This is a genomic window from Phormidium tenue FACHB-1052 (assembly GCF_014696675.1).
Lineage (GTDB): Bacteria > Cyanobacteriota > Cyanobacteriia > Phormidesmidales > Phormidesmidaceae > Nodosilinea > Nodosilinea tenuis_A.
Genome location: NZ_JACJQN010000012.1, coordinates 49,931 through 75,195, shown reverse-complemented (window position 1 = coordinate 75,195; position 25,265 = coordinate 49,931). Strand labels below are relative to the sequence as shown.

Annotated in this window: 30 protein-coding genes and 2 pseudogenes; 12 read left to right on the top strand and 20 right to left on the bottom strand. The window is 57.2% G+C overall.

The genetic code is table 11. The features are described from left to right. Positions 1-71: 71 nt before the first annotated feature. Both hpsP and H6G07_RS16680 read left to right on the top strand, forming a co-directional pair. Positions 72-1,286 (top strand): hormogonium polysaccharide biosynthesis glycosyltransferase HpsP, encoded by a 1,215-nt coding sequence (gene hpsP / locus H6G07_RS16685; protein ID WP_073609445.1) that lies wholly within the window; start codon positions 72-74, stop codon positions 1,284-1,286. A gap of 173 nt (positions 1,287-1,459) precedes the next feature. Next, positions 1,460-1,702, top strand: a complete 243-nt coding sequence (locus H6G07_RS16680) for a DUF6761 family protein (RefSeq protein WP_073609446.1) — start codon at positions 1,460-1,462, stop codon at positions 1,700-1,702. Between the two features lie 121 nt (positions 1,703-1,823). Here the strand turns inward: H6G07_RS16680 and H6G07_RS16675 are convergent, their stop codons facing one another. The 4 genes from H6G07_RS16675 to H6G07_RS16660 form a co-directional block, all read right to left on the bottom strand. Continuing rightward, positions 1,824-2,417, bottom strand: coding sequence for a DUF4178 domain-containing protein (locus H6G07_RS16675; protein ID WP_073609447.1), 594 nt, complete (start codon positions 2,415-2,417; stop codon positions 1,824-1,826). Between the two features lie 143 nt (positions 2,418-2,560). Continuing rightward, a complete protein-coding gene (locus tag H6G07_RS16670; protein ID WP_073609448.1) occupies positions 2,561-4,102 on the bottom strand; it encodes a polyamine aminopropyltransferase in 1,542 nt (513 codons plus the stop codon). Next, positions 4,099-4,329 carry a hypothetical protein gene (locus H6G07_RS16665; protein ID WP_073609449.1) on the bottom strand — a complete coding sequence of 77 codons (231 nt, stop codon included), beginning with the start codon at positions 4,327-4,329 and terminating at the stop codon, positions 4,099-4,101. Before H6G07_RS16665 ends, H6G07_RS16670 begins: the two co-directional genes overlap by 4 nt. Continuing rightward, the gene (locus H6G07_RS16660; protein ID WP_073609450.1) at positions 4,329-5,333 is read right to left on the bottom strand and encodes a hypothetical protein; all 1,005 of its coding nucleotides are present in this window, start codon (positions 5,331-5,333) and stop codon (positions 4,329-4,331) included. The genes H6G07_RS16665 and H6G07_RS16660 overlap by 1 nt, the downstream gene beginning before the upstream one ends. A 236-nt stretch (positions 5,334-5,569) precedes the next feature. Here H6G07_RS16660 and H6G07_RS16655 point away from each other — a divergent pair, with 236 nt between their 5' ends. Continuing rightward, complete coding sequence (locus H6G07_RS16655) at positions 5,570-5,776, top strand: DUF350 domain-containing protein (protein WP_073609451.1); 207 nt, start codon at positions 5,570-5,572, stop codon at positions 5,774-5,776. Positions 5,777-5,913: 137 nt separating this feature from the next. On the opposite strand, the gene psbC is transcribed toward H6G07_RS16655, so the two are convergent. Together psbC and psbD are read right to left on the bottom strand one after the other, a co-directional pair. Further along, on the bottom strand, positions 5,914-7,332 hold the full coding sequence (psbC, locus tag H6G07_RS16650) for a photosystem II reaction center protein CP43 (protein ID WP_199312164.1): 1,419 nt from the start codon (positions 7,330-7,332) through the stop codon (positions 5,914-5,916). Next, positions 7,280-8,338 (bottom strand): photosystem II reaction center subunit D2, encoded by a 1,059-nt coding sequence (gene psbD / locus H6G07_RS16645; protein WP_073609453.1) that lies wholly within the window; start codon positions 8,336-8,338, stop codon positions 7,280-7,282. The genes psbC and psbD overlap by 53 nt, the downstream gene beginning before the upstream one ends. Before the next feature lie 507 nt (positions 8,339-8,845). Between psbD and H6G07_RS16640 the strand changes: the two genes are divergently transcribed. From H6G07_RS16640 to H6G07_RS16630, 3 genes are all read left to right on the top strand, one after another. Beyond that, positions 8,846-9,412, top strand: coding sequence for a photosystem I assembly protein Ycf4 (locus tag H6G07_RS16640; protein ID WP_073609454.1), 567 nt, complete (start codon positions 8,846-8,848; stop codon positions 9,410-9,412). Between the two features lie 96 nt (positions 9,413-9,508). After that, a complete protein-coding gene (locus tag H6G07_RS16635; protein ID WP_073609455.1) occupies positions 9,509-10,252 on the top strand; it encodes a peptidylprolyl isomerase in 744 nt (247 codons plus the stop codon). Then, complete coding sequence (locus H6G07_RS16630; RefSeq protein WP_277882082.1) at positions 10,245-11,423, top strand: beta-ketoacyl-ACP synthase; 1,179 nt, start codon at positions 10,245-10,247, stop codon at positions 11,421-11,423. The genes H6G07_RS16635 and H6G07_RS16630 overlap by 8 nt, the downstream gene beginning before the upstream one ends. Positions 11,424-11,526: 103 nt before the next feature. Here H6G07_RS16630 and H6G07_RS16625 read toward each other — a convergent pair whose 3' ends face one another. Together H6G07_RS16625 and H6G07_RS16620 are read right to left on the bottom strand one after the other, a co-directional pair. Continuing rightward, complete coding sequence (locus tag H6G07_RS16625; protein WP_073609457.1) at positions 11,527-11,769, bottom strand: hypothetical protein; 243 nt, start codon at positions 11,767-11,769, stop codon at positions 11,527-11,529. An 83-nt stretch (positions 11,770-11,852) separates the two neighbouring features. Continuing rightward, positions 11,853-13,346 (bottom strand): aminotransferase class I/II-fold pyridoxal phosphate-dependent enzyme, encoded by a 1,494-nt coding sequence (locus tag H6G07_RS16620; protein WP_073609458.1) that lies wholly within the window; start codon positions 13,344-13,346, stop codon positions 11,853-11,855. A 192-nt stretch (positions 13,347-13,538) separates the two neighbouring features. Here H6G07_RS16620 and H6G07_RS16615 point away from each other — a divergent pair, with 192 nt between their 5' ends. Next, positions 13,539-13,826, top strand: a complete 288-nt coding sequence (locus tag H6G07_RS16615) for a DUF427 domain-containing protein (protein ID WP_073609459.1) — start codon at positions 13,539-13,541, stop codon at positions 13,824-13,826. A gap of 75 nt (positions 13,827-13,901) precedes the next feature. On the opposite strand, the gene ilvC is transcribed toward H6G07_RS16615, so the two are convergent. Further along, positions 13,902-14,897 carry a ketol-acid reductoisomerase gene (ilvC, locus tag H6G07_RS16610; protein ID WP_073609460.1) on the bottom strand — a complete coding sequence of 332 codons (996 nt, stop codon included), beginning with the start codon at positions 14,895-14,897 and terminating at the stop codon, positions 13,902-13,904. Between the two features lie 219 nt (positions 14,898-15,116). Between ilvC and H6G07_RS16605 the strand changes: the two genes are divergently transcribed. Beyond that, positions 15,117-15,563, top strand: coding sequence for a DUF29 domain-containing protein (locus H6G07_RS16605; protein ID WP_073609461.1), 447 nt, complete (start codon positions 15,117-15,119; stop codon positions 15,561-15,563). A 7-nt stretch (positions 15,564-15,570) separates the two neighbouring features. Beyond that, positions 15,571-16,290: an SDR family oxidoreductase gene (locus tag H6G07_RS16600; protein WP_073609462.1), complete on the top strand. Its 720-nt coding sequence runs from the start codon at positions 15,571-15,573 to the stop codon at positions 16,288-16,290. 13 nt (positions 16,291-16,303) lie between these two features. On the opposite strand, the gene H6G07_RS16595 is transcribed toward H6G07_RS16600, so the two are convergent. After that, entirely contained in the window at positions 16,304-16,552 is a 249-nt protein-coding gene (locus H6G07_RS16595) for a hypothetical protein (protein WP_073609463.1), read from the bottom strand. A 213-nt stretch (positions 16,553-16,765) separates the two neighbouring features. Between H6G07_RS16595 and H6G07_RS16590 the strand changes: the two genes are divergently transcribed. After that, the gene (locus tag H6G07_RS16590; RefSeq protein WP_073609464.1) at positions 16,766-16,984 is read left to right on the top strand and encodes a helix-turn-helix domain-containing protein; all 219 of its coding nucleotides are present in this window, start codon (positions 16,766-16,768) and stop codon (positions 16,982-16,984) included. Between the two features lie 31 nt (positions 16,985-17,015). Here the strand turns inward: H6G07_RS16590 and H6G07_RS16585 are convergent, their stop codons facing one another. Then, a complete protein-coding gene (locus H6G07_RS16585; protein ID WP_242026843.1) occupies positions 17,016-17,822 on the bottom strand; it encodes a type I restriction enzyme HsdR N-terminal domain-containing protein in 807 nt (268 codons plus the stop codon). Between the two features lie 12 nt (positions 17,823-17,834). After that, positions 17,835-17,969: pseudogene (locus H6G07_RS27125) on the bottom strand (zinc-ribbon domain-containing protein); the annotation flags it as partial. 208 nt (positions 17,970-18,177) lie between these two features. Here H6G07_RS27125 and msrA point away from each other — a divergent pair. Continuing rightward, on the top strand, positions 18,178-18,633 hold the full coding sequence (gene msrA / locus H6G07_RS16580; protein WP_073609466.1) for a peptide-methionine (S)-S-oxide reductase MsrA: 456 nt from the start codon (positions 18,178-18,180) through the stop codon (positions 18,631-18,633). Here the strand turns inward: msrA and H6G07_RS16575 are convergent. The 5 genes from H6G07_RS16575 to H6G07_RS16555 all read right to left on the bottom strand — a co-directional run bounded on the left by H6G07_RS16575 (position 18,630) and on the right by H6G07_RS16555 (position 21,220). Continuing rightward, positions 18,630-18,983 carry a type II toxin-antitoxin system PemK/MazF family toxin gene (locus H6G07_RS16575; RefSeq protein WP_199312162.1) on the bottom strand — a complete coding sequence of 118 codons (354 nt, stop codon included), beginning with the start codon at positions 18,981-18,983 and terminating at the stop codon, positions 18,630-18,632. The two genes, msrA and H6G07_RS16575, sit on opposite strands and share 4 nt — an antisense overlap. After that, positions 18,973-19,182, bottom strand: coding sequence for a toxin-antitoxin system, antitoxin component, Xre family protein (locus H6G07_RS16570; protein WP_073609468.1), 210 nt, complete (start codon positions 19,180-19,182; stop codon positions 18,973-18,975). The genes H6G07_RS16575 and H6G07_RS16570 overlap by 11 nt, the downstream gene beginning before the upstream one ends. Positions 19,183-19,254: 72 nt before the next feature. Further along, positions 19,255-20,214 (bottom strand): glutathione synthase, encoded by a 960-nt coding sequence (gene gshB, locus H6G07_RS16565; protein WP_073609469.1) that lies wholly within the window; start codon positions 20,212-20,214, stop codon positions 19,255-19,257. Between the two features lie 75 nt (positions 20,215-20,289). Then, positions 20,290-20,679: a RidA family protein gene (locus H6G07_RS16560; RefSeq protein WP_073609470.1), complete on the bottom strand. Its 390-nt coding sequence runs from the start codon at positions 20,677-20,679 to the stop codon at positions 20,290-20,292. Positions 20,680-20,770: 91 nt separating this feature from the next. Further along, positions 20,771-21,220 carry an NUDIX domain-containing protein gene (locus H6G07_RS16555; protein WP_073609471.1) on the bottom strand — a complete coding sequence of 150 codons (450 nt, stop codon included), beginning with the start codon at positions 21,218-21,220 and terminating at the stop codon, positions 20,771-20,773. Between the two features lie 95 nt (positions 21,221-21,315). Between H6G07_RS16555 and malQ the strand changes: the two are divergent. After that, a pseudogene (gene malQ, locus H6G07_RS16550) lies at positions 21,316-22,839 on the top strand (4-alpha-glucanotransferase); the annotation flags it as partial. A 109-nt stretch (positions 22,840-22,948) separates the two neighbouring features. Here the strand turns inward: malQ and H6G07_RS16545 are convergent. The 3 genes from H6G07_RS16545 to H6G07_RS16535 form a co-directional block, all read right to left on the bottom strand. Next, complete coding sequence (locus H6G07_RS16545) at positions 22,949-23,347, bottom strand: CBS domain-containing protein (RefSeq protein ID WP_073609473.1); 399 nt, start codon at positions 23,345-23,347, stop codon at positions 22,949-22,951. Positions 23,348-23,611: 264 nt separating this feature from the next. After that, on the bottom strand, positions 23,612-24,166 hold the full coding sequence (locus H6G07_RS16540) for a peptidoglycan-binding domain-containing protein (protein WP_073609474.1): 555 nt from the start codon (positions 24,164-24,166) through the stop codon (positions 23,612-23,614). Positions 24,167-24,172: 6 nt separating this feature from the next. Continuing rightward, complete coding sequence (locus tag H6G07_RS16535) at positions 24,173-25,144, bottom strand: AEC family transporter (protein WP_073609475.1); 972 nt, start codon at positions 25,142-25,144, stop codon at positions 24,173-24,175. Positions 25,145-25,265: the final 121 nt, after the last annotated feature.

Below are 25,265 nucleotides of genomic sequence, written 5' to 3'. Positions count from 1 at the left end.
AAAATTTTGCACTTTGAATTTTGAATTCATCCCCTCGCTCCCCTACCCTCCAATCTCCACTCCCTCCCCCCATGCGCGTTCTTCAAATCGTCCCCTCCATCTCCCTCATCTACGGTGGCCCCAGCCAGATGGTGCGTGGCTTTGCCCAGGGGTTAGCAGCGGCGGGGGCGGAGGTGACAATTCTCACCACCAACTCCAATGGCGATTCAGGCCAGTCACCGCTGGCGGTTCCCCTAGGCGTGCCGGTACCGGAAGAAAACTATACGGTGCGCTACTTTGCCTGTTCGCCCTGGCGGCGGTATAAGTTCTCAGCGGGGCTGTTGGCTTGGCTCTACCAACATGCTCATGAATTTGACCTGGCCCACATTCACGCGTTGTTTTCGCCCCTGAGTACGGCGGCGGCAACGGTGGTGCGCGATCGCAATCTGCCCTACGTGCTGCGGCCCTTAGGCACCCTCGACCCAGCAGATTTACAGAAAAAAAAGTGCCTCAAGCAGATCTATGGCCGACTGTTTGAGGCCCCCAATATTGCCGGGGCAGCAGCGCTGCACTTCACCAGCCCGATTGAGGCAGAAGTCTCCTACCGGTTTGGGGCCAGCGCTGAAGATTGGGTGATCCCGCTGGGAGTGCAGCCGCCAAAAGCCTTGCCAGAGGATGAATGCCAAAGAATGCTGGCGCAGATGAAGATCCCTCAGGATCGTCCCCTCCTGCTCTACCTCTCTCGCTTAGACCCCAAAAAGGGGCTCGATTTGCTGTTGCCAGCCCTGGAACAGCTCACGGCCCAGGGTGTAGAGTTCCATCTGGTGCTAGCGGGGGGAAATCCTCAAGACCCGGCCTATGAGCAGGCCGTTGGCGATCGCCTGCGGGCAATGCCTTTGGGCGATCGCACCACCCTGACGGGGTTTATTACCGGCAACGCCAAAGCCGCTCTGCTGCAAGCTGCCGATCTATTTGTGCTGCCCTCCTACTACGAGAACTTCGGCATTGCCGTAGCTGAGGCTATGGCGGCGGGGGTGCCGGTGGTCGTGTCTAAGGGGGTCTACATCTGGCCCGATATTGTCGCCAGCGGCAGCGGCTGGGTGTGCGACTTGAGTTTAGACGGGGTCACCCAAGCTTTAGCTGAGGCGCTAAAAGATTCTGCCCAACGGCGGCTGCGGGGGCAGCGCGCTAAGGCCTATGCTGGAGAATATTACGACTGGAATGCGATCGCCCATCAAACCCTAGCGGCCTACCACACCGTTCTGACTAAGCCACTGGTCAACGCCAAAGCTCTGTTCCTTGAGTAACCGACATTAGAGAGTGTCATAACCCGCACTCTTGCCCCTGAGGGAAACGGTGTATAAAGATACGTATAACGCTACGTTAAGAAACACCTCAGGTTTTTCACCCTTTAGGGGAAAATTTAACTACAGAGCGAGATCTACCCCTAACCACCGCCGAGTTTATAGGTCTACCTCCCATGCTTCAGGATGCCAAAGCTGTTCGGTACTATCAACGCATTACCGATGCCTTCGTCGACCAGTGGAACCGAGGCTATCGCACCAGCGAGCTGCGGCTTTACCTTGAAGGCTATTTGGCGGCCCTCCGCCACTCCGATGCCCTCGAACCCTATCTGATCCACCGCCTCGAAGAAGACACCATTCGCTATCTCAACGACCCCTCTAATTTTGTTGTTCCTCTCCCAGAGCCCGAAATTTACTGATTTTCGATATCGCCCCATAGCACTCTAAACCGGAACGCTCCAGCGATCGCCAGCTTCTCGGCTTCGCGCTCTTTGGCAATCGCCACAAGCCATGGGGCCAAAAGTAAGGGAGCAAGCTAGCTTATTGGTAAACACTGCGCCCTTCGCCGGGCAAGATGATGAGCGATCGCGGTGCAATGACGACACCCGCTGTCACCTCCACATTGCCGTCCCAATCTTCAACCGAGAGCACCTTTTGATCGGGGCCTTCGTAATCAAAGTAGCGACAGGTCTCTGCCTCGGGGCGGCGGAGGTTGCCCTCGCGGCGCATGGTGGCCAGGCCTGTTTCTTTGCGCTGATAGGTGTCACCGTTGTAGACCAATTCTGGCGGGGGTGCAGCACTGACCTCTAGAGAGTTCACTGGAGCCAGCAGCGCCACCGTCACCCAGTCGTCTTCTTCGACAGCCAGCCAGCGAATTTCGTCACCATCCTGCAGCATGTACTCCAGCCAAGAGAAACCTCCCTCTTGGTAAATCAGCTTGCCCTCCACCACCCAGTCTTGGCCCATGTGCTGCACAATATCGCCAATTTGCAGCTCAAAGATAGAGGGCTGCTCAGTTAGGTGGCGTGAGGTCTCGCGGGTGGGCTGCGATCGCCGCTGAGCAGCAATCCACAGTCCTGCTGCCGCCACCAGAAGAACTAGAAAAATGAGAATCCACAGAACAGAAAGCGACATCGCAGCAACGCCCTACACACTTTTGAGATCTGGATTAAACAGGAACTTGGGGACTGAAACAAGCAAGCAAAGGGTTGCTTGCCAAATAGGTGGAACGTTTAACGTTTAACCTGGCCGATCTAGTCGCGTGCCTCAGACTCAGCTCAATCATACAAAGTCCATCGAGGGTCATTTTGGTAGCGCACAATTACCGGGTGACTCAATCGATTTACCTGCACGGCATTGAGGCGAATATCTCCTGGCAACACAAACAGCGTTGGCAACAGTTGGGGTGTGAGAAAGCGGGTGGCTACAGGCAGGGCCAGTGTTGCTGGGGCAATCTCGACTTGGCTGGCCAGCACAAACCCCCAGGGGCCAAAGCTGGGCACGCTCACGGTGTAGGGGTAGGTTTTGAAGGCGGCGGCGGCTAGGGTGGTGGCGATGCAGGCGAAGGCCTTTGGGGCAAAAAACGGGCTAGAGGCCTGGGTGACAAAGACCCCCGTCGGGCTGAGGTGCTGGCGAATTTGCTGGTAAAACCCCAGGCTGTAGAGTTTGGCGATCGCATCCACGTCCGGATCAGGAAAATCCGCCACAATCACATCAAAGGTTTGATCGAGGGCCGCCACCAGCTTAAAGGCATCGCCGTAGCGCACCGTCACCCGGGGGTCGTCAAAGGCGTGGTCATTGGCCAAAGCCAGGGCCGGGTAGCGCCGCGCCAGATCCAGCAGTTGTGAATCTAGCTCAATCACCAGCACCGATTCTAGCTGAGGCCACTTAAGAATTTCCCGCAGAGCCATGCCATCGCCCGCCCCCAGCAGCAAAATGTGCCGGGGGTTGACCTGGGTCGCCAGGGCCGGATGCACCAGAGACTCGTGGTAGCGGTACTCGTCTAGGGTCGACATCTGCAAGTCGCCATTGAGAAACAGCCGCACATCTGGCCCAAACCGAGTCAGCACAATGCGCTGGTAGGGCGATTGCTGCCGATTGATGATCGGAGCTGCGTAGAGGCTGTTTTCAAGCCGGTTACTCAGGGGCAGGGCCAAAGGCGTAAACAACAGCAGCGCTAGCCCCACCCCCAGCCCCCGCCGTCGCCAGGGGCGCATCTGCGGAAAACTGCCTCCCATGCCGTACACCATCCAGGCCGGAGCCGCCCCAATGAGCACCGCTGAGGGAAACAGCCCTAGCAGCGGCAGCATCAGGATCGGAAATAGCAGCGAACCCACCAGCGCACCTAGATAGTCCAAGGCTAGTACCTGCGCTAGCGCCTCCCGCACCCCATTGTCGAGTTCGATCAGCCTGGTCAGCAGGGGCACCTCCATACCGGCCAGCACGCCCAGCAGCAGCGTGGCCAGCAGCAGCCCTAGCCACAGCGGGCCATCCACGGCAAAGAGCGCAAACAACCCTAGGGGCAGTAGGGCCGTCAGCGGGGCGACAATCAGCTCTACCTGAAAAAAACGGGTCAGCAAAATGGTCTGCACTCTATCTGAAGAGGCTTCGGGGGCAATAAAGCGGCTTAGGTAAGCACCTACTCCCATCGCGGCCAAAAATCCCCCGATCGCCACCCCGTAGGCTAGCGCTTGGTTGCCGACTAGGTAACTGGTCAGGGTGCCCAACAACAGCTCCGCCGCTAGGGCACAGCTTGACGACACTGCTGCCGCCGCCAGCAGCCAGCGCACTTGGTGCGGAGTAAGGGGGGTGGCAATCACTTACCGACTCCGATGCCTCCCCCCTGGAAGCTCTCGTAGGCGCTGCGGTTGGGCGAGGGCTGCCAGGTATTGTTGGTGCGCAGGCCAGACAGACGGGTGCTGCGGTGGGGCCAATATAGCGGCTGGCCCTGCTGACCCAAGCGTAGGGCCGACATTTGACTGTAGCTACCGACGATCGCCAAAATTGCGATCGCAAAGGCACCCAAGGCAGCGAGTTTTGGCAACATTAGGCAGGTTCCGTAGACAACTGAATGTGAGTAATTTCGGTGGGGGTGAAGGTGCGAATGCCTTCCTTTACCGTTAGAAACGTGTGATCGACCGGGCCATCCGGGGTAATCTCCACCGAGAATCCATAGGAACCCCTCGGTTCCAAAACCAAATCGACGGTAGCAGAACCACTGGCACTCTCTACTTTGCCCTCTTCCTGCTCCATTGACAGCGGTATGACGACTTCGCGACGATACACAGACTCGCCATAGCTGTCGTTGATGGCCAGGTTAGCAGTAAGCTTTGGCGGCGAAGTCTCATCGGATTTAACCGTAATGATGACTCGCACCAGCTTACTAGGGCCGCCCAGGGTGCCGCGACCCACCAGATCGCTATCGTTAATCTGCTCGTTAATGACTGTCTGCCCGGCGGCTTTGACGGCGATCGCCGTCAAAGCCGCCACCAGCAGTACCCCAATTGCCCCGCTCCACAAAAACCGGGTGTCGATCACGCCCTCCGCCACAGTGACGCGATAGACCACCGGGCTATCTAGGGGCTGCCCGGTACTGCTGCCCTGCTCCAGCACCGAAATGGCCACTACCACTGGCCCATCGATTGCGGCCTGGCGAATATCAAACCGCCCAGCCTGGTCCTGCTCCTGCCAGACGCCCGATTCTCCCTCCTCTTGCCAGGTGCCCGACTCATTCCACGCCTGCTTGATAGCCGAGGCCAGCACATTGCCTTGGCTGTCAAGTACCTGCACTTCAAAGACGCTCCAGGCATTGCTAGGCAATTGGGCCACGGCATCGATCCGCAACGCCCCGATCGCCCCTTCGCGGGGCTGCACCGGGTCCAACTGAACAGTCTCTTCTGGCCCCACGTAGACGCCAGCACTCAATAGCTGCCGGTGAAATAGGGGAGAGATCAGCAACGCCATTCCCAACAGTCCCAAAGCCCCTAGCGCCACCAACGGCGATCGCTCAGTAAATTGCGATGTCACCAACGGTTGAATCTTACTGGGCATGAACGCGCCTACCCTTTAGTTTGCCGCTAATCGCTCGGCTTAGGTTTTGTTTGGGTTTGGGCATTGTCTTCTAAAGAATTGCCTCAATCAAAATAGATGCAATCGGACAGGGCTCAAATTATACCCTCGCAATCAGAGGGACAATTAACCACTGAGCTTTAATATTCTTTACTGGGTCGTTGCTAGACTAAGCAATTCGGTAGGCTAAGGGAAAATTTTTGTAGGAGCTTGTACCCGTGCCCATTATTCAGGACGCCCTTGCCACAGTCGGGTGGACATTTCTTGCCGTGCTCCTGTTTTATGGTGGAGTGCGGCTGTTCGATCTCCTCGACCCCATCGACTACCAAACCGAAATCCGTCGGGGCAACATTGCTGCCGGCATTTTACTGGCAGCCGTGATTGTGGCGCTGGCTGCCATCATCATTGCGGTGATTATGACCTAAGCGATCGCTAGCCCAACCCTCTGTTTTCAAAAAAGAGCGCTCGCAAAACCTCAGAACTCCCATCAAATCAGCAAAAAAAAGCTCCTGCCCTAGGGCAGGAGCTTTTTAGTTCAGCCCAAGAGGGCTAAGCCTCAACTTTAGTCGAGGTCGCCCATAGCGAGCACGGGTTCAGTTTCGCGATCGATACCCTTCTCGAAGCCTGCCTCAGCCGCGCGAGCGCGACCAGCATGCCAGAGGTGGCCAATCAGGAAAAAGAAGCCCAGTACAAAGTGAGAGGTCGACAACCACTGGCGAGGGTTAACGAAGTTCACGGAGTTGATTTCCGTGATCACACCACCCACCGAGTTGATCGAGGCGTTGGGCGCGTGAGTCATGTACTCAGCCGCGCGACGCACCTGCCAATCTTGGATATCGTTGGTCAGTTTATCGAGATCAAGGCCGTTGGGGCCACGCAGGGGCTCCAACCAAGGACCCTGGAAGTCCCAAAAGCGCATGGTTTCACCACCAAAGATGATCTCACCAGTGGGGGAGCGCATCAGGTACTTACCTAGACCAGTGGGGCCTTGGGCCGCACCGATGTTGGCACCCAGGCGCATGTCGCGCACCAGGAAGGTCATCGCCTGAGCCTGAGAAGACTCGGCGTTGGTGGGACCGTAGAACTCAGAGGGATAGGCGGTGTTGTTAAACCACACGTAGCAGGAGGCGATAAAGCCCATCAGGGACAGAGCGCCCAGGCTGTACGACAGGTAGGCCTCACCAGACCAGATCAGAGCACGACGGGCCCAGCCGAAGGGCTTGGTGAGAATGTGCCAGATGCCGCCAGCGATGCAGATCAGGCCGACCCAAATGTGGCCGCCGATGATGTCTTCCATGTTGTTGACGCCGACAATCCAGCCGTCGCCACCAAAGGGAGAACCTGCCAGGTAGCCGAAAATAACGGCGGGGTTCAGAGTCGGGTTGGTGATGATGCGGACATCGCCACCGCCCGGTGCCCAAGTGTCATAGACACCACCAAACACGCAAGCCTTCAGAACCAGCAGCAGCGCACCGCAACCCAGCAGGATGAGGTGGTAGCCGATGATGTTGGTCATCTGGTTCTTGTCTTTCCAGTCGTAGCCAAAGAAGGAAGAGTACTCTTCCAGCACCTCGGGGCCGCGCAGGGCGTGGTAAATACCACCGAGACCCAGCACTGCCGACGAAATCAGGTGCAGCACACCGACAACGAAATAGGGGAAGGTGTTGATGACTTCACCACCGGGCCCTACACCCCAGCCCAGAGTGGCTAGGTGAGGTAGCAGAATGAAGCCCTGCTCATACAGAGGCTTATCGGGAACGAAGTGGGCTACTTCAAACAGGGTCATAGCCCCGGCCCAGAACACAATCAGACCAGCGTGGGCCACGTGGGCACCCAACAGCTTGCCGGATAGGTTAATCAAACGAGCGTTACCAGACCACCAGGCAAAGCCGGTGGATTCTTGGTCGCGCCCAGCAATATACGAGTTGCTAGAGAGCGTTACCACGGGGGAGTACCTCTTCGGGGAATACAAACTTCTCATGGGGCTGGTCAGTCGGTGCCATCCAAGCCCGAATGCCTTCGTTCAGCAAGATGTTCTTGGTGTAGAAGGTCTCAAACTCAGGGTCTTCTGCCGCCCGAATCTCCTGGGACACAAAGTCGTAGGCCCGCAGGTTCAACCCGAGACCCACAATGCCCACCGCACTCATCCACAAGCCGGTGACCGGCACAAACAGCATGAAGAAGTGCAGCCAACGCTTGTTCGAAAACGCAATCCCAAAAATCTGAGACCAGAATCGGTTGGCGGTCACCATCGAGTAGGTCTCTTCGGCCTGGGTCGGCTCAAACGCACGGAAGGTGTTGGCGTTATCGCTATCTTTGAACAGCGTGTTCTCGACGGTGGCACCGTGGATGGCGCACAGCAGCGCTCCACCCAGCACACCCGCTACACCCATCATGTGGAAGGGGTTCAGCGTCCAGTTGTGGAAGCCTTGCAAGAACAGCAGGAAGCGGAAGATGGCGGCGACGCCAAAACTGGGGGCAAAGAACCAGCTCGACTGACCGAGGGGGTACATCAGAAAGACGCTGACAAATACCGCAATCGGTGCCGAAAAGGCAATGGCGTTGTAGGGTCGCAGACCGACGAGACGAGCCACTTCGAACTGACGCAGCATGAAGCCGATCAGGCCGAAGGTGCCGTGTAGGGCAACGAAGCTCCACAGGCCGCCCAACTGGCACCAGCGCACAAAGTCACCCTGGGCCTCAGGGCCCCACAGCAGTAGCAGGGAGTGACCCAGGCTATTGGCGGGGGTGGAGACGGCAACGGTCAAAAAGTTGCACCCTTCCAGGTACGACGACGCGAGGCCGTGGGTGTACCAGGAGGTGACAAAGGTGGTGCCGGTCAGCCAGCCGCCCACGGCCATGAAGGCGCAGGGGAACAGCAGGATGCCCGACCACCCGATAAACACAAAGCGATCGCGCTTTAGCCAGTCGTCGAGGACGTCGAACCATCCTCGCTCGGCTTGCGCGCGTCCCATTGCTATGGTCATGTCAAATCCTCTTTATATGACATCCAATCCATAAGGTCGCAGCTCTGTGGATCCAGAATAGCCTGGCAGAGCAATACCTCAAAGCAGGGGTTAGTAACTACTAAGTATTCCAGATATTAGAGCCAGAGAGAATAATATTCCTGCTCCAATCATCGATACCTCTGCCTGAATCGCACCAGCAGCCTCAGAGGACAAGCCTCTAAAGACCGGGTTTCTATTTATGATAGAGAGTGTTCTATTTTTTTACAATCTGACACGTAATTTCTCAGGCTGTACGGTGCCAGGGGCCTAGCTGCCTCAAGCCGGTGTCAGTCGCAGGGGCCGACCGGCTTAAACCCAATGGGGTTTAGACTGGGCTGATTCAGTGTTTATATAGAGTAATAGCGGGTGGTATGCCCAGTCTGCTCAGTCTGATTTGAAGAAAACGGTGGCGTTGAAGCCGCCCTGTCCAGACTTTTTCCTAGGTTTTCATCGCTCTTCATCTATCACTATCGCTTGTTAAGATCTATGACTGCCTCCCTGTCGTCTACTCAATCTCAAACCCTTAAGCGCACCGTGCTGGGGGCCCGTCGTCTGAGCAATATTTTTTGGGCCGTGGTGCTCACCCTAGGCGGGCTGGGGTTTGCCCTGGCTGGGGCTTCCAGCTACCTGAAACAAAATCTGCTGCCCTTCGCTGACCCGACTCAGCTGGTATTTATTCCCCAGGGCATTGCCATGGGCTTTTATGGGGTAGCGGCCCTGGGTCTAGCCACGTTCCTTTGGGTTGTCATTAGTTTGGACGTGGGCGGTGGATACAACAGCTTCGACAAAGTCAGCAATCGCCTGCAAATTGTCCGCAAAGGGTTTTGGGGCGAAAACCGCCGCATTGAGATCGATCACCCCCTAGAAGAGGTGACGGCGGTGCGGGTGGCGATTAAAGAAGGGCTCAACCCCAAGCGCACCCTTTACCTGCGTATCAAGGGTCGCCCCGACATTCCGCTGACTCGGGTGGGCCAACCGATTCCCTTATCTGATTTAGAAAATCAGGGGGCAGAACTGGCGCGGTTTTTGCAGGTGCCACTAGAGGGGTTGTAGGCCGTTTTAAGGTCTAATGCTGAGCAGCAGGCTCCCGGCGTTGAGCCCGTACGATAACATGGGGGGTCGGTTGAACTATTAGGAATTGACGTATTGATGGCTCTCTCGACTCGCCCGTTTACCCTGGCCCTAGCTACCCTGCTAACCCTCTGGCTGGGCGCTTGCACCAGTGCTCCCAGCTTAGACTCGACCAGTGAGGCTCCCACAGACCCCGGCCTGACTGAGTCAGTAGCAGTGGCCCCAACCGGGTTGCCTATTCTGGAGGGGACGGCAACGGTGGAGATGGTAGTAAACGGCAGCCCCATTGTGATGGAGCTAGACGGCGCTAATGCCCCAATCACCGCTGGTAACTTCGTAGATTTGGTGAACCGTGGCGTATACGATGGCTTGGTGTTTCACCGGGTAGTGCGTGACCCAGAGCCCTTTGTCGCTCAAGGTGGTGACCCCCAGAGCAAAGACCCCAGCGTGCCAGCGCAGCAGTTGGGTACGGGGAGCTTTATTGACCCCGAGACCCAGGCTCCTCGCTACGTTCCTTTAGAAATTAAGCCCGCTGGGGCAGCAGAGCCGATCTATAGCCAAACCCTTGAAGAAGCCCGCATCAGCGAGGCTCCGGAACTGCCTCACACTCGGGGCGCCGTAGCCATGGCGCGATCGCAGGCAGTAGACTCGGCCTCGGCCCAGTTTTACATCACTCTGGCAGAGCTGCCCTTTTTGGACGGTAGCTATGCGGTGTTTGGCTATGTCACCAGCGGCATGGAGGTGGTGGATGCTATTCAGCAGGGCGATCGCATTGAGTCGGCGCGGGTCACAGCCGGTCTGGAGAATCTGAAGACTGAGTAGGCCAGGAACTAAGAATCAGGCCGTTGTTGTCACCGGTATGGGGCTGATCACAGCCTTGGGAACCACAGCAACGGCCACCTGGAACAATCTTTTGGCCGGGAAATCGGGCATTCGGATCGGACAGCCATTCTCGGAACTGCCGCCTCGGCCTCTAGCTATGGTGAGCGATACGCCCGCTGACCTTGAGGATTTGCTGAAGTTGGCGGTGGCTGAGGCGATCGCCGATGCCCAGCTCACGCTGCCCCTAGCCGACTGCGGCGTAGTGGTTGGTTCCAGCCGCAGCTTTCAGGGCCGCTGGGAACGGATGGCTCGTGCTGAGTCCTGGGTAGACAACCCTTGGCTGGAGGCGCTGCCGCACATGGGGGCGATCGCCGTTGCCCGCCAGATTCAATCCCAAGGGCCGGTGCTGGCTCCAATGGCGGCCTGTGCCACCGGGCTGACGGCAATTTTTCAGGGCTACGAGCTGGTGCGGCGGGGGCAATGCGATCGCGTCATCGTCGGGGCCGCCGAAGCGCCCATTACTCCCCTCACCCTGGTAGGCTTTGAGCAACTGGGTGCCCTCGCCACGACGGGCTGCTATCCCTTTGACGCCCATCGAGAAGGACTGGTGCTGGGAGAGGGGGCGGCGGTACTGGTGCTGGAGTCAGAAGCTGTCTGGCGGGAGCGATCGGGGCCAGAAGCCTACGGCTGCATCCTCGGCGGCGGCTTTAGCGTCGATGCCTACCACCGCACCGCGCCAGATCCAACCCTGGGGGGCAGTCGTCTGGCGCTCAAAAACTGTCTTTACTACAGCGGGTTAAGCCCGCAGCAGGTGAGCTATGTGCATGCCCACGGCACTGGAACCAGGCTTAACGATGATCATGAGGTGCAGCTACTGACTGAGGGGTTTTCGCCGCTGCCGTGGATGAGTTCGACTAAGGGGGCAACCGGGCATACGCTGGGGGCTTCGGGGGCGATCGGGGCGGCTGTTTGCCTAATGGCCCTGCGCCATCACGTGCTCCCGCCGAATGGGGGCGATGGGGGCGAGAGTATTTATCCCAAACTAGTGACTGAGCCTGTGGTCAATGATCTAGATGTGGCGCTGTGCCTGAGCTTTGGCTTTGGCGGGCAGAATGGGGTGCTGGCGCTGGGGCGCGATCGCATCAGTTTTGAACTTAACGGCTCTACTTAGAATTGGGACTTTGCAGCGGTCAGACACCCGCTCGCCCCTACGCCGTTTGTCCATGAGCCGCTTCTGCCTAAAATTCACAGGCGATCGCCCCTAAACCTGATCCTCAGGCCAAGCTATTAAAGAACTCCATCGCCATCTGAGGCAGATTGCTGACCTCAAGCCACAGCTGTTTAGGGCTAATGCCAAACAGGTATTGCAGCGCCACAACAATCGCAACTAGACCAATGAGCGGAACAAGTCCTACGCTTAAAATTCTGAAAAACAGCTGGGCAGCTAAAACGACGACCGCGATCGCCGCAATCAGCAGCACCAGTTGAGGATCAACGGAACTAAACACAGCATCCATGGGGGCAAGAAACGGTTAAGGAATAGAGCGAACAAAAACCCAAACCATCCTAACCTAGAGGTCGAGAGCGATGGTTGTTGGTGTTAGGCTAGAACCCGGAATGCTTCTGGCGCATTGCCGCCGGTCACGTAGCCACCCTGTTGTTTGATTGTGGTGAGATGGGCGATCGCCCCCTCACCAATCACCTCACCTGCCACAATGGCCGGTATGCCAGGAGGATAGGCCGAAACTGTATCGGCACTAATGCGGCCAACAGCAGCTTTAGCTCCAACGGTTTCCGTAGCCGCAAAGAACGCCTCGCGGGGCGACACCACCGGCAGCGTAAATAAGGAATCGGCAAAGGCTGGGGTGGGCTGAGGCCATGCCTCGGCGGAAGCGGTCTGTTTGGCATATCTCTCTGCCAGCAAACGAAAACCAGCCACACACCGCTGCCGATCCTCATCTGTATTGCCAAGGCTAATAATTAAGGTCAGATGCCGCAGTTCCGGCAGTTCGACCGTAACGCCTAGCTCTTTGTGGAGAATTTCGTCGGCCTCTAGCCCCGTCAGCTCTAAGCCCGAGATATCCACCGTTAGCCGAGTTAGATCCAAATCGCTAACGCTGGAGAATGCTGTTACTGCCGGTTTATCGATCGTCCGCAGGCCAGGAACCGTAGCCAGTTCCGTACGCATGTGCTGCGCCAGGGCCAATGTATCTGACAAAAGTGCCTTGCCCTCCGTCGCCATCTGGTGACGAGCCGCATCCAACGATGCCAGCAGCAAAGAATTGGGGCTGGTAGACTGGGTGAGCTGTAGGGCTGCTTGCAGGCGATCGCGATCGATGCGATTCTCCTGAGGAGAGGCATTGCCAACGCCCCTGGTATGCAGCATCGCTGCCTGACTCAATGCCCCCAGCACCTTATGGGTTGACTGCACCACCAGGTCAGCGCCCAGCGCCAATGCCGGGGTGGGCAGGTCTGGGTGAAAGGCAAAGTGCGGTCCGTGGGCTTCGTCTATCAGTAGGGGAATGTTGTGGTGGTGGGCGAGGGAGGCGATCGCCCCTACATTCGAACATATGCCGTGGTATGTGGGCGACACCAGCAAAATAGCGCGGGTGTCGGGGTGGTGGACAAGGGCTGAGGCGATCGCCTCAGCCTTGACCCCCAGAGCTAACCCCAGCTCTGCGCTGTACTCTGGAGCCACAAAAACCGGCATCGCCCCCGACAGCACCAGCCCCGCGATCACCGAGCGATGGGCATTGCGCGGCACGATAATCTTTTCGCCAGGGCCACAGGTGGCGAGAATGGCTGCCTCAATGCCACAGGTCGAGCCGTTGGCGAGAAAGTAAGTTTGCCCAGCTCCAAAGGCCTCGACAGCAAGCTCTTGGGCTTCAAGAATCACGCCCTCCGGGGCAAATAAATTATCCAGCTCCGGCAGTTCCGGCAGATCCGCTGCTAGCGCCGCTGCTCCCAGCAGATCCCGCAGCCGAGGAGATGCCCCCTGCCCTTGCTTGTGGCCTGGCGCATAAAACGCTGCATGGGGTCGCTGACTGCTTGCCTGCAATGCCGTGAGAATAGGAGTCTGCGATTGATCGAGCATAGCGGTGTAACTCGATAGCCTGGATTATTAATCGATCAAGGCAATATGGCAGCACGGGCCAGAGACCCATCCCTCAAGAGGATGGCCATTTAGAGTCTGGGGGGTCTCTGAGATTGTGCTTGTGGGATAGCCGCCCCGGCTGTCTCACACCAGATTCGCTATAGTCTGAAAGGAAAATCTGGAGAGTATCCCATGGCTAAAGTTACCTGGAATGGCGTTGTGCTGGCTGAAAGCGACGCCTGCGAAGTGGTCGAAGGCAACCAATACTTCCCCCCCGACTCGCTGAATATGGACTACTTCAAGCCCATCAGCAAAACCACCAGCTGCCCGTGGAAAGGTACCGCCAGCTACTACGACATCGTTGTTGATAACAATGTCAACTCTGGAGCCGCCTGGTACTACGCCGAACCCAAGCCCGCCGCGAGCAACATCAAGGGCTACGTGGCGTTTTATAGCAACAAGGTAAAGGTGGAAGCCTAGGAGTGAGGGGTAGGGAGTAGGGGGTGAGGGGTTGCAGATTCCTACCCTACTCCCCACCCCTTACTCCTCATACCCCTACGCTTTCTTCAGCCAGCTAAACATGGCCCGCAGATCCTTACCCACTTCTTCAATGGGGTGCTCGGCTTCGCGGCGGCGCATGGCGGTGAAGCCGGCGTTGCCTGACTGGCTCTCAAGTACAAACTCGCGGGCAAACTGGCCGGTCTGAATTTCCTTCAGCACCTTGCGCATTTCGGCGCGGGTTTCGTCGGTGATGATGCGGGGGCCACGGGTGTAGTCGCCGTACTCAGCGGTGTTGGAGATGCTGTCGCGCATCTTGGCGAGACCGCCTTCTACAACGAGGTCGACAATTAGCTTCACTTCGTGGAGGCACTCGAAGTAGGCCAACTCGGGCTGGTAGCCAGCATTCACTAGGGTTTCAAACCCGGCTTTGATCAGCTCGCTGAGGCCGCCGCAGAGCACCACTTGCTCACCAAACAGGTCGGTCTCGGTCTCTTCGCGGAAGGTGGTTTCGAGCACGCCAGCGCGGGTGCCGCCGATGCCTTTAGCGTAGGCCATGGCGCGATCGCGAGCCTGACCCGTGGCATCTTGATAGACAGCAAACAGGCAGGGCACGCCTTGGCCCTCTTGGTAGGTGCGGCGCACCAGGTGGCCGGGGCCTTTGGGGGCGACCATCACCACGTCCACATCGGCGGGGGGCACGATCTGACCAAAGTTGATGTTAAAGCCGTGGGCAAACAGCAGCACGTTGCCCGCTTCTAGGTTGGGCTCGATCGCCTCTTTATAAATAGTGCGCTGCACTTCGTCGGGCAGCAAAATCATGATCCAGTCGGCTAGCTTGACGGCGTCGGCGACGGGCTTAACGGTGAGCCCTTCGGCTTCGGCCTTGGCGGTGGAGCGGCTGCCTTCGTAGAGACCCACAATGACGTTGACGCCGCTGTCTTTGAGGTTGAGGGCGTGGGCATGACCCTGGGAGCCATAGCCGATGATGGCCACGGTCTTGCCGTTGAGCAAATCTAAGTTTGCGTCACTGTCGTAATACATGCGGGCCATGGGGTTCTCCTTGAACTTGACGGGCTGCGGTGTTTTCTGTGCAAGCTCTTGATTCTACCAAACTAAGGGGGGTTGCAAAAATACCTCGAACCGTGAATTCGGTTTCGCTCATGGTGCTCACTGGCCATCGCGCTGCCTCAGCGGCGGCGTGACGCGATCGGTAGAATAAGGGCAGGCGACAAAAACACAGTCGTAAGATTCTCCCTGTGAGTACTGCTGATGGTTAAAGCAACCTCCCCCCCAACCCTCTACCAGCAAGACTTGGTGGCCTGGTATGACGACACCGTGGCCAAGCTCAGGGCAGGCGATTTTGCAGCACTGGATATCGAAGGATTAATTGAGGAAATTGAAGGGTTGGCAGGACGCGATCGCCGAGAGTTGAAAAGTCGCTTGCGAGTCTTGTTAGCTCACCTCCTGAAGCGGCTTTATGTCGATGCCCCAGACGACTACCGGGGCTGGGAAATTACGATTCGAGAACAGCGGCGACAGCTGCTCGATTTACTTGAGCAATCACCCAGTTTACGCAATGAGGTCGAACCGCTGTTCCCCAAATGTTGGGCTGAGGCATTGGCAACTGTGCGAGAAGACTATCCCCAGACGGTGTTTCCCGATCGCTGGCCGGGGAGCACCGAGCTAGATGCTCTGTTAAGTGAAAAGGGTTGGTAATGCCTCTATGCCGCAGTCTTTGCCCCCCGACACGATGCCGACCGTTGCCCTGGTCACCGGGGCCAACCGGGGCATTGGCCTGGAAGTTACCCGCCAGCTCGCCCAGGTAGGGATGACGGTAATTTTGGGCAGCCGAGACCTGGCCAAGGGAGAAGCCGCCGCGCCGATAGTTCAGGCCGATTTGGCGGTTTTGCCCCAGCCCTTAGATGTGACTGACCCGGCAAGCATTGCCCGCCTGACCGAGTTTGTAGAGCAGCGGTTTGGCCGCCTGGATGTGCTGATTAACAATGCAGGCATTCTTTACGACACGTGGCAGCAGGCCAGCAATGCAGACCTGGCGGTGGTGCAGGAGGCTTGGAATACCAACACCCTCGGCCCCTGGCGCATGGCCCAGGCGTTTTTGCCTTTGCTCAAACGCAGCTCGCGCGGTCGCATTGTCAATGTCTCTAGCGGGGCGGGAGCTTTGAGCCGCATGGGGGCAGGCACCCCAGCCTATAGCACCTCTAAAGCGGCCCTGAATGCGTTTACCCGACTGCTGGGCGCTGAGCTACAGGGTACGGGCATTTTGGTGAATGCGGTGTGCCCTGGCTGGGTCGCCACCGATATGGGCGGCAGCGGCGGTCGCCCGGTGGCTGAGGGCGCAGCGGGGGTTGTGTGGGCCGCGACTCTGCCTGATGATGGCCCCACGGGCGGGTTCTTTCGCGATCGCAAACCGCTGGATTGGTAGATTGCCCAGAGCGCTAGTGGCGAATCCATTTAGTGAGGATGCGCATGGGTTGGCCGGTGGTGGGGTCGAGCTGGGGTTTGCTCCAGGCGCGGGGTTCGGCGAAGCCGATGCTGTGGAGATGGGCGATGATGAGTTCCATGTTGGTGGCGGTGCCGATGAGCATGACACGCACGGGTTCGCGCGGGTCGGCTGGCTCTGCGCTGGGTGGGTTGCTGGCGGGCGGCTGGCTATAGATTTCGCTGTTGGGGATGAAGTCTGACATGGCGATCGGTTAATAAGTGTATGTGGAAGGGATCCAGCACCTAGGGTTTTGCAAAACCTTAGGTGCTTTCGCCGCAAGAAACTGCACGAAGGGTGCGAAACCCATCGCAGAATGCGACACTGTGAAATCGAGTCGCCTTGAAGAAAACTTCAACGCGATGAGAGAACTATACCGTTCTTTCTATACCGAACGGTAATTACTGAGCAGTATAGTATGTCTGGCCAAAGTCAGCAAGTCACGCTGATGGATTTGCGTACTCGTGTAGGTTTGACCCGCCGCGAGGTAGCAAATACCCTAGGAATTACCGAAAAAACGGTCTATGTATGGGAAACCAGCGACAATCCGCCCAAAATGACGGTTTCTCAGGTTCAAAAGCTATTGGAGATACTTAACTGTACGTTGGATGAGTTAGCGATCGCTACGAGAAAATAAGCTTGTAAATCCCGTATTGTGGAGACAAATACTACAAATCGCCTAGACCTAACACATTTTGAAGAGCCCTCTGCACATCTTCATCATTTAAAGGTACATTTTTATCCTGCTCATCTTTGTATGTTGTAGCAAGTTCTAATCTCAATGCTTTGATGACTCGCTCGGAATCAAGCGCTTTCAACATGCGCTTTTTGCTGATGCAAGCCACTAGGTGGCTCTCATTCTCAAGATCACCTCCAAAGACAGCCTTAGAAGTCAGCAGATACAATTTTTCTGCGTCAACTTCGCTAACTCCATCTTCATCAAGTAAAGAAACATCGAATATCTCAATAAAGCGAGGATCTCTTCCCGGCTGAGGAATAACACGGTAAAGTCGCCAGATTTGGCCATTTGTGACAACAGCCCATTCTGCTGAAAGGCTTGTAGCGTAGCCAGCAGCTTGGTCTCTTACATTGTTATTTAGTTTCGCCCTAATATTCTTACACTCAATTACCAAAAAGATATGATCACCGCGTTTGAGGGCTATGTCAACTTTCCCTCCCAGTGTTCTAACCTCTGTATCAAGTTCATTTTTGCTGTATCCCAGCACATTCTCTAGGGCTTCAATGCACCATCTCCTCACTTCTTCTTCGGAGGCTTTTGGTGAGTTGGAAATTTCAACTAGTCGAGGGTGAAGGCGGCGAAATCCATCACGAATGGAGTCTATAGTTTCTTGTCGAATTTCCGCCTTTGTTCGCCGCCTAATTGTCTTTGGATTGCTCTTATTGTCTGACTCTTCCTCAGTATTAGCAGCTTGAATAGAAACGACTTCAAGCGGGGTTGGCTCTACCAACTCCATCACAAATACGTTTCTGCACTTTGGACATCTAACAGGTTTGCCAATCTGATTCTGGTATTCGCTCTTAACCCTAAACCTGGTCTTGCAGTCGTCGCAGGACGTAAAACCTATATAGTTGTCAACAATGCTGGGGCTAATTGTAGTCATAACGTATGTGAGGGGGGTTGCACTTGCGAATGTGATTCAAACGCTCAAAACTCTGACAGATAAAAACTTACATCAGTCAGATTGAGTGTTCCCAAAACAAGTTAAGTACTTCACCTAAAAATTACTGAGAGCTTCTAGGCATCAAATTATGAGTATCTAGCCACCTTCTACAATTAGAGGTGGGCGTTTTCCTAAGGGTTTCAAGCCAATGACCGCTACTGCTGAACTTGCCACCTTTGGGGCCGGATGCTTCTGGGGTGTAGAAGCCGCCTTTCGCAAACTCGACGGCGTGATCGATACCTCCGTCGGCTACATGGGCGGCCACTTCGAAAACCCCTGCTACCTCGACGTGCTCTCGCGCATCACCGGCCACGCCGAAGTCTGTCAGGTGCAGTTCAACCCCGCCGAGATTTCCTACGACGCTCTGCTCGACACATTTTGGCGCATCCATGACCCCACCAGCCTCAATCGCCAGGGGGGCGATCGCGGTGAGCAATACCGCTCCGTGATTTTTTACCACACTCCCGAGCAGGGCAAAGCCGCCCGTCAGGCCAAAATCAAACTGCAAGACTCAGGCCACTACCCCAAGCCCATCGTCACTCAAATCGAACCCGCTGGCGCCTACTGGCTCGCCTCAGAAGAACACCAGCGGTACTTTGGCTAGCCGTTGTCACCTGACTCTGCAAGCAAAAGCAGCAGCAAGTTATTCAGAGACTGTCTGTCTGATGGGGCAAGCTCGCCTAGCTGCCGAATCACCAAATCTTTTTGAATTGTTGTAATCACAGGCTTAATAACTGAAAGCTTAAGCAGCCCTGCTGCCTGCCAGTCAGCAATCATCATCTCACCGAACAATAAAGGGGTTCTCACTTGGCTAGTTACCGCGATGAGAATGAGATCGGGGCGAGCTGTGTTGTAGTCTTGCGAACTGATGACAACTGAAGGTCTTTTCTTTTGGGCGTTTTGGTTGGTAAAAGGAAACGGCACCAGCACAACCTGGCCAAAATCAAAGTTCATCGTAGGCAGCATCTTCCGGGTTTTCCCAGACCTGAGCCAACGAAGGCTCAGCCGCCTGGGCCGCCGCCGTCACAAACTGCCTATCTGAATAGCGCTGACTGAGAAAGTCAATAAAATCTTCTATCTCAGCAACTTGTGGAGGGGAGAACTGCCGAATTTTGTCAATGATTTGTAGCTCCTGCTCTGACAACACTTGCATAGGCTCCCCCATCGCGTTGTTTACGGGTCTAACGCATGATGTTACTAGTGTAACCTCGCACCCGCAGGCACTTTATCCCTGCTCGACCCAGGCGATCACCTGGTCGCCCAGGCGCACGTTATTAAGGCGATCGATTTCGCGAATGCCTGTGGGGCTGGTGACATTGACCTCGGTGAGGTAGCCGCCGATCACATCAATGCCCACAAAGTAGAGGCCGTCGCGAATCAGGGTAGGGGCGAGCTGGCGGCAGATGTCGAGTTCGCGATCGGTGATGTCTACCTGAGCGACCCGACCCCCCACCGCCATGTTGCCGCGAAACTCGCTGCCGGTGGGGATGCGGTTGACCGCGCCAATGGGTTCGCCGTTGAGCAAAATAATTCGCTTGTCGCCGTCTTTGGCGGCGGGCAGGTAAGTCTGCACCATCACCGGCTCTTTGCCCTGCTGGGTACTAATTTCAACCATCGAGTTGAGGTTGCGATCGCCCGCCTGCAAAAACAAAATCCCTTCCCCAGCCTTGCCCCCCAAGGGCTTGAGCACCGCCGAACCCCACCGCTCCACGGTTTCACGAATTACCGCCTTGCTCTGGGTGACAATCGTTTCAGGAATCGCCTCGGTAAATTGCAGGGCATACATTTTCTCGTTCGCCGCTCGCAGTCCCTTGGGCGAATTGATCACGCGGGTTTTGGCCGGGTCGATGTAGTCGAGAATGTAGGTGGCATAGAGGTAGGGTACGGTAACGGGCGGGTCGGTGCGCATAAATACCGCATCCATCTCTTCCAGCGGCAGCTGCACCGCTGCGCCCACCTCAAACCAAGGGTTAGCTGCCGCCCAAAGCCCATCCACCAGGTTTACGGGGGTGAGCTTCACCGGCTGCATGAGCGCCAGGGCTTTGCCCGCCACTACGCTGAGGGCATTAGCCGCTGTAATCCACACCTCGTGGCCGCGCTGTTGGGCCGCCTCCATAAGGGCAACGCTGGTGTCGTGGCCGGGGTCAAGGCGGTTGATCGGGTCGATAATGAAGGCAACTTTCACAGGCGATGCTCAATACTCCAAGTAGAGTTCTAGCATCCCACGGCCCGGTTAAGGATGAGGTAGCGCTGAGTAAGGCTACAGCACCGCAATGCATTCAATCTCAACATCGACATCTTTAGGCAGGCGCGACACCTCAACACAGGCCCGCGCCGGGGCGTGGTCACCGCCAAAATACTTAGCATAGACCTCATTGACGGCGGCGAAGTCGTTCATGTCTTTGAGAAACACCGAGGTTTTGACCACATTGTCAAAGCTGGCCCCAGCGGCGGTCAAAATAGCTTCTAAATTGGCGATCACTTGCTCGGTCTGGGCGACTACATCGCCCTCGCCCACCAGTTTGCCGGTGGCCGGGTCGAGGGCAATTTGGCCAGAGACAAAGAGCATTTGTCCGCTGACGGCCACGGCCTGGTTGTAGGGGCCGACGGGGGCAGGGGCAGTGGGGGTGTTGATGATGGTGCGCTGCATGGGAAGTTGGGGGTGATGGGGTAGGGGGTGAGGGGTAGGGGGTGGATGGGTGAGGGGTAGGGCTGTATTCGTACTCCCCACTCCTCACTCCCTACTTCTCTAAGTCGCTGCCAAAGCGGGGTCGCTGGCCGTAAAAGCGGTACTGCCAATAATCTCGCAAAATGCGATCGTGATCAAAGCAAAGATTTGGCGGCACTTCCCAGGGGTTGACGATCGCAGCAGTTTTGGCGTCATCACCGGCAACGGGGTCGGCAGTGGCAGTGGCCAAAAATACAACGCTAAGGGTGTGCTGGCGAGGGTCGCGATCGGGGTCGGAGTAGACAGCGAGCTGTTCGATCAGGGTGATGGTGAGGCCGGTTTCTTCCTGGGCTTCGCGGCGGGCGGCGGTTTCAACGCTTTCGCCGTAGTCGACAAAGCCGCCGGGCAGCGCCCAGCCCAGGGGCTCGTGGTGGCGCTCGATCAGCACGATGGGGCGGTGGGGTTGGTGCAGCAGTTCAATAATAATGTCAACGGTCGGGGTGGGATTGCGATAGGTGGTCATGGGGGAGACTTGAAGGAAATTTTCTGGAACAAAAATAACTCTTAGGACAGCCGACTCGCTCCCATTGGCCATGTTAAAGTCAACTGGAATTTAAGCCGAGCTATGCTATGCCCTTTCCCAGAGCCAGCGGCATTTTGCTGCATCCTACGTCGCTGCCCAGTCGGTTTGGTATTGGCGACCTGGGGCCAGAAGCCTACCGATTTGTAGATTTTTTGGCGGCGACTCGCCAACATCTCTGGCAGGTGCTGCCCCTAGGGCCGACCGGTCACGGCAACTCGCCATACCTCTGCTACTCGGCGATGGCGGGCAACCCGCTGCTGATCAGCCTGGAAGAGCTGTGCGAGCATTCTTTACTCTACCCTGATGAACTGCACGAGCTAGAGCATTTCTCGCCGCACCAGGTCGATTTTGATCAGGTGATGCCGATTAAGATGCGGCTGTTAGAGCGGGCTGCGACTCGGTTTGACGATGTGGCCTCGGCAGAAGACCGGGCCGCGCTGGCGCAGTTTAGCGAAGAGTGCCACTTTTGGGTAGATGAGTTTGCCTTTTTTATGGCGCTCAAAAATGCCCACGGCGGCGCGGGCTGGACGGAATGGCCTCGTGACATCGCCCGGCGCGAACCCGAAGCAATGGCCGAGTGGCGGGAAAAGCTGGCTAGCGATATTTTTTGCCACAAGTTTTTGCAGTTTGAGTTTCACCGCCAGTGGCAGGCGCTGCGGCAGTACGCCCGCGATCGCCAGATTCAGATCATCGGCGATATACCCATCTACGTGGCCCACGACAGTGTCGACGTGTGGGCCTATCCCGAAAATTTCATGCTTGACGAAGAAACCCTGGCTCCGGCGCAGATGGCCGGGGTGCCGCCCGACTATTTCAGCGAAACGGGGCAGCTCTGGGGCAACCCCACCTACAACTGGGAAGTGCTGAAAAAAAGCGGCTTTAACTGGTGGATTCAGCGCATCAACGCGCTGCTGGGCTACGTCGATATTATTCGGGTCGATCATTTCCGGGGGTTACAGGCCTACTGGAGCGTGCCCGCTGGCGAAACCACCGCCATCCACGGCCAATGGGTTGAAGCCCCAGGCACAGAACTGTTTGAGGCCATCCGCCAAACCTTTGGCAAACTGCCCGTCATGGCTGAGGATCTGGGGATGATTACCCCAGAGGTCGAGGCGTTGCGGGACGAGTTTGAGTTTCCCGGCATGAAAATTCTGCACTTCGCCTTTGGCGGCGGCAGCGATAACCCTTACCTGCCCTTCAACTATGTCGAGAACAGCGTGGTCTACACCGGCACCCACGACAACGACACCACCGTGGGCTGGTTTGAAAAAATGCCCGACTACGAGCGCGATCGCCTCCAGCAGTACCTCGGCTGCATCAGCCCCGAGGGCATTCACTGGTCGCTGATTCGTCTAGCGCTGCTGTCGGTCTCTAACCAGGCAATTATTCCGTTGCAAGACCTGCTGGGCTACGGCAGCGACTGCCGCATGAACACCCCCGGCCTGTCTGACGGCAACTGGGGCTGGCGCTACGAGGCTAAAGTTTTGACAGATGAGGTGAGCGATCGCCTGCGATCGCTCACCGAACTCTCTAACCGGGCCACAGCCTCAATGGATTAGCGGGAGGCGCGGGGGAGGGAACCGGGGGGTGAGGAAGATAGGGAAGGTGAGGAAGGTAGGGATGCTCAGCGTCTGTTCGACCAATCTCTCCCTCATCTTCCCTATTTCTCTAATGACTCAACGCTGGCTCCGATATACCCCGCATAAAAATATCAGTGACCGAGATCACCCCCAACAAACGCCCGTCTTGAACTACGGGGGCGCGCTGCATGCTGGTGTCAGACAGCACCTGAGAGGCTTCTTGAATCGTGAGATGAGGCGCTAGAGAAATGCAGGGCTGGCGCATGATGTCCTGCACCAGCACCTTTTCAGGATTGTGGCCTCGCGCCACCACGGTGTAGACAATATCGCGCTCGGTCACCATGCCAAAGGGCATGTCTTGGCTGCGGTGCTCGACCAGTAGCGCCCGAATCTGGCGCTGCTGCATCAGGTCAATGGCTTCGGCGACGGTGGCACCGCTGGCGATGGTGGTGACGTTGGGGGTCATGATATCGGCCACAGTCAGCATAGGACTCTCCAGGAAACATTAGTGGGTTAAGGGCTACAACCGCGCATTCCAGAAACCTGCGCGCCACGGGCAGGCCTCGGTCTGAACCCATAAACCGGCTGACAAGTTCCGGCTTGAAAGATCAAAAATCTGGCTGCTGGGGAAGCTTCCTCAGCGCTGCGATTCGGTTTGCAGCAATCTCTCCTATGGTGACCTCTACAGCTGGGATCACGGGTTGTATTTGTAGCTTTTCTTTAGATTGCAGGGTCTGTCAGTTACAGATCGTTAGAGTTTTGGCTTAAAGGGCAGTGGGCGTGGCGGCTGCCCTCGCTGGCGGCGGCGGTGAAGGCAGGTGAGCGCACCACCCGTGATGGGCACCAGGGGCATCATGGCGAGCCAAAAGGCGGGGGGCGGCGGGTCGGGCTGGGCCACCACTAGGGGGCTAAAGGTGACTAGATTGGCGGTCAGCGGCGGCGGTGGTAGGGCGATCGCCCGACGAGCATTCTCCAAAGCGAGCCAGGTTTGCGGACCAGCGATGCCATCGACGACCAGGCCTTGCTGCGCTTGGAGCGATCGCACCGCTGCCGCAGTATCAGTGCCATAGTGACCGTCAACCACGCCTGCAAACAGCCCTATATTCGCCAGCTCCGTCTGAAGCTCATTGACCAAGGGGCCACGGTCTTCGGTTCGCAATAGGGGAGTCGCGGCGACGCTCTGCGGGGTAGATAGACCAGGCTGAGCTGCAACAGAGGCGAGGGGGGCGAATCCGCCTAGGGCCAGTAGGCTGGCTAGCAATAGGCAGCGGCTGTGGCGCAACGTTGCGATCCATTGGGTAATCATTGGTCGTCACTCCCCAGAAAATGCCCACAGCCAGAGGGGCAGGGTGAACAACAAACTGATCGAACTGAGCCCGACGCAGGTGACCGACAGATCGCGGTCGAGGTCGTAGGCCTCAGCCAGCACCAGGTTAGAAAAGGCGCAGGGCATGCCCGCCTGCAAAATCATCACCAGCCGGGGCGGGCCGTCTATGCCCAGGGCGGTGAGGCCCAGCCCCACGGCCAGGGGCAGCACCAGCATCTTAATCGCCACGGCGACGGTGGCTCGGTGCAGGTGTTGCCACGAGCTGAGCTGCTGAATACGCAGCCCCATCAGCAGCAGCGACAGCATGACAATTGCCCAGGCAAACTGGTAGAGACCCAGGTCGAGCCAGGCGGGGAGGGCGATCGCCTTCAGACCCAGCCCCAGACCAAAGGCCAGAATAATCGGATTTTGCCCCACCGCCCGTAACCGGGTTGACCATTGCTGCCGCCAAGGCGGCGACGAGGTGGGGCTTTGTCCTCCCATTTCTGACGCCAAAATTGCCCCCAGCCCGTAGGAGCCCAGCAGCGTGCCCAGGGCATCGTAGAACAGCGCCCAGCCAAACACCCCCACCCCCAGCTGGGGCAACAGCAGCACCACAGGGTAGCCAATGTAGCCGGTGTTGCCCAGCATCGCCGCCAACGAAAAGCTGCCCTGGGTGGGCCGCGCCCAGGCCTCCTGGTCAGCGCGAATCCACAGGCGGCTGCACAGCAGCCCCAGCAAAATTGCGGCCCAGGCCACCACCGGAGCCAGGTACAAGTTGCCCGACAGGTCGGCGCGGCGCATAAACCCCACAATGCTGAGGGGAATGCCCAGCCAAAACAAAAACCGCCCCAGGCGCAAAGGCACCTGGTGATACAGCCCGTGGGATGACTCTCGGTGGGGAGCAAACCGGCACAGCAACGCCCCCAGACCAGCGCCAGCGCAGATGCCAGCGCCAATCGGCCCATACAGGCGCATCAATACCTCAAACGGTGGCAAAACAGCAGCCCTCCCATACCCTGCACTGCGATTGTGACAGGCGAGACCGGAGTTGCGTATAGCCATCGCCCCTACAGCCGAGAAGTTGTAACGGCATCGC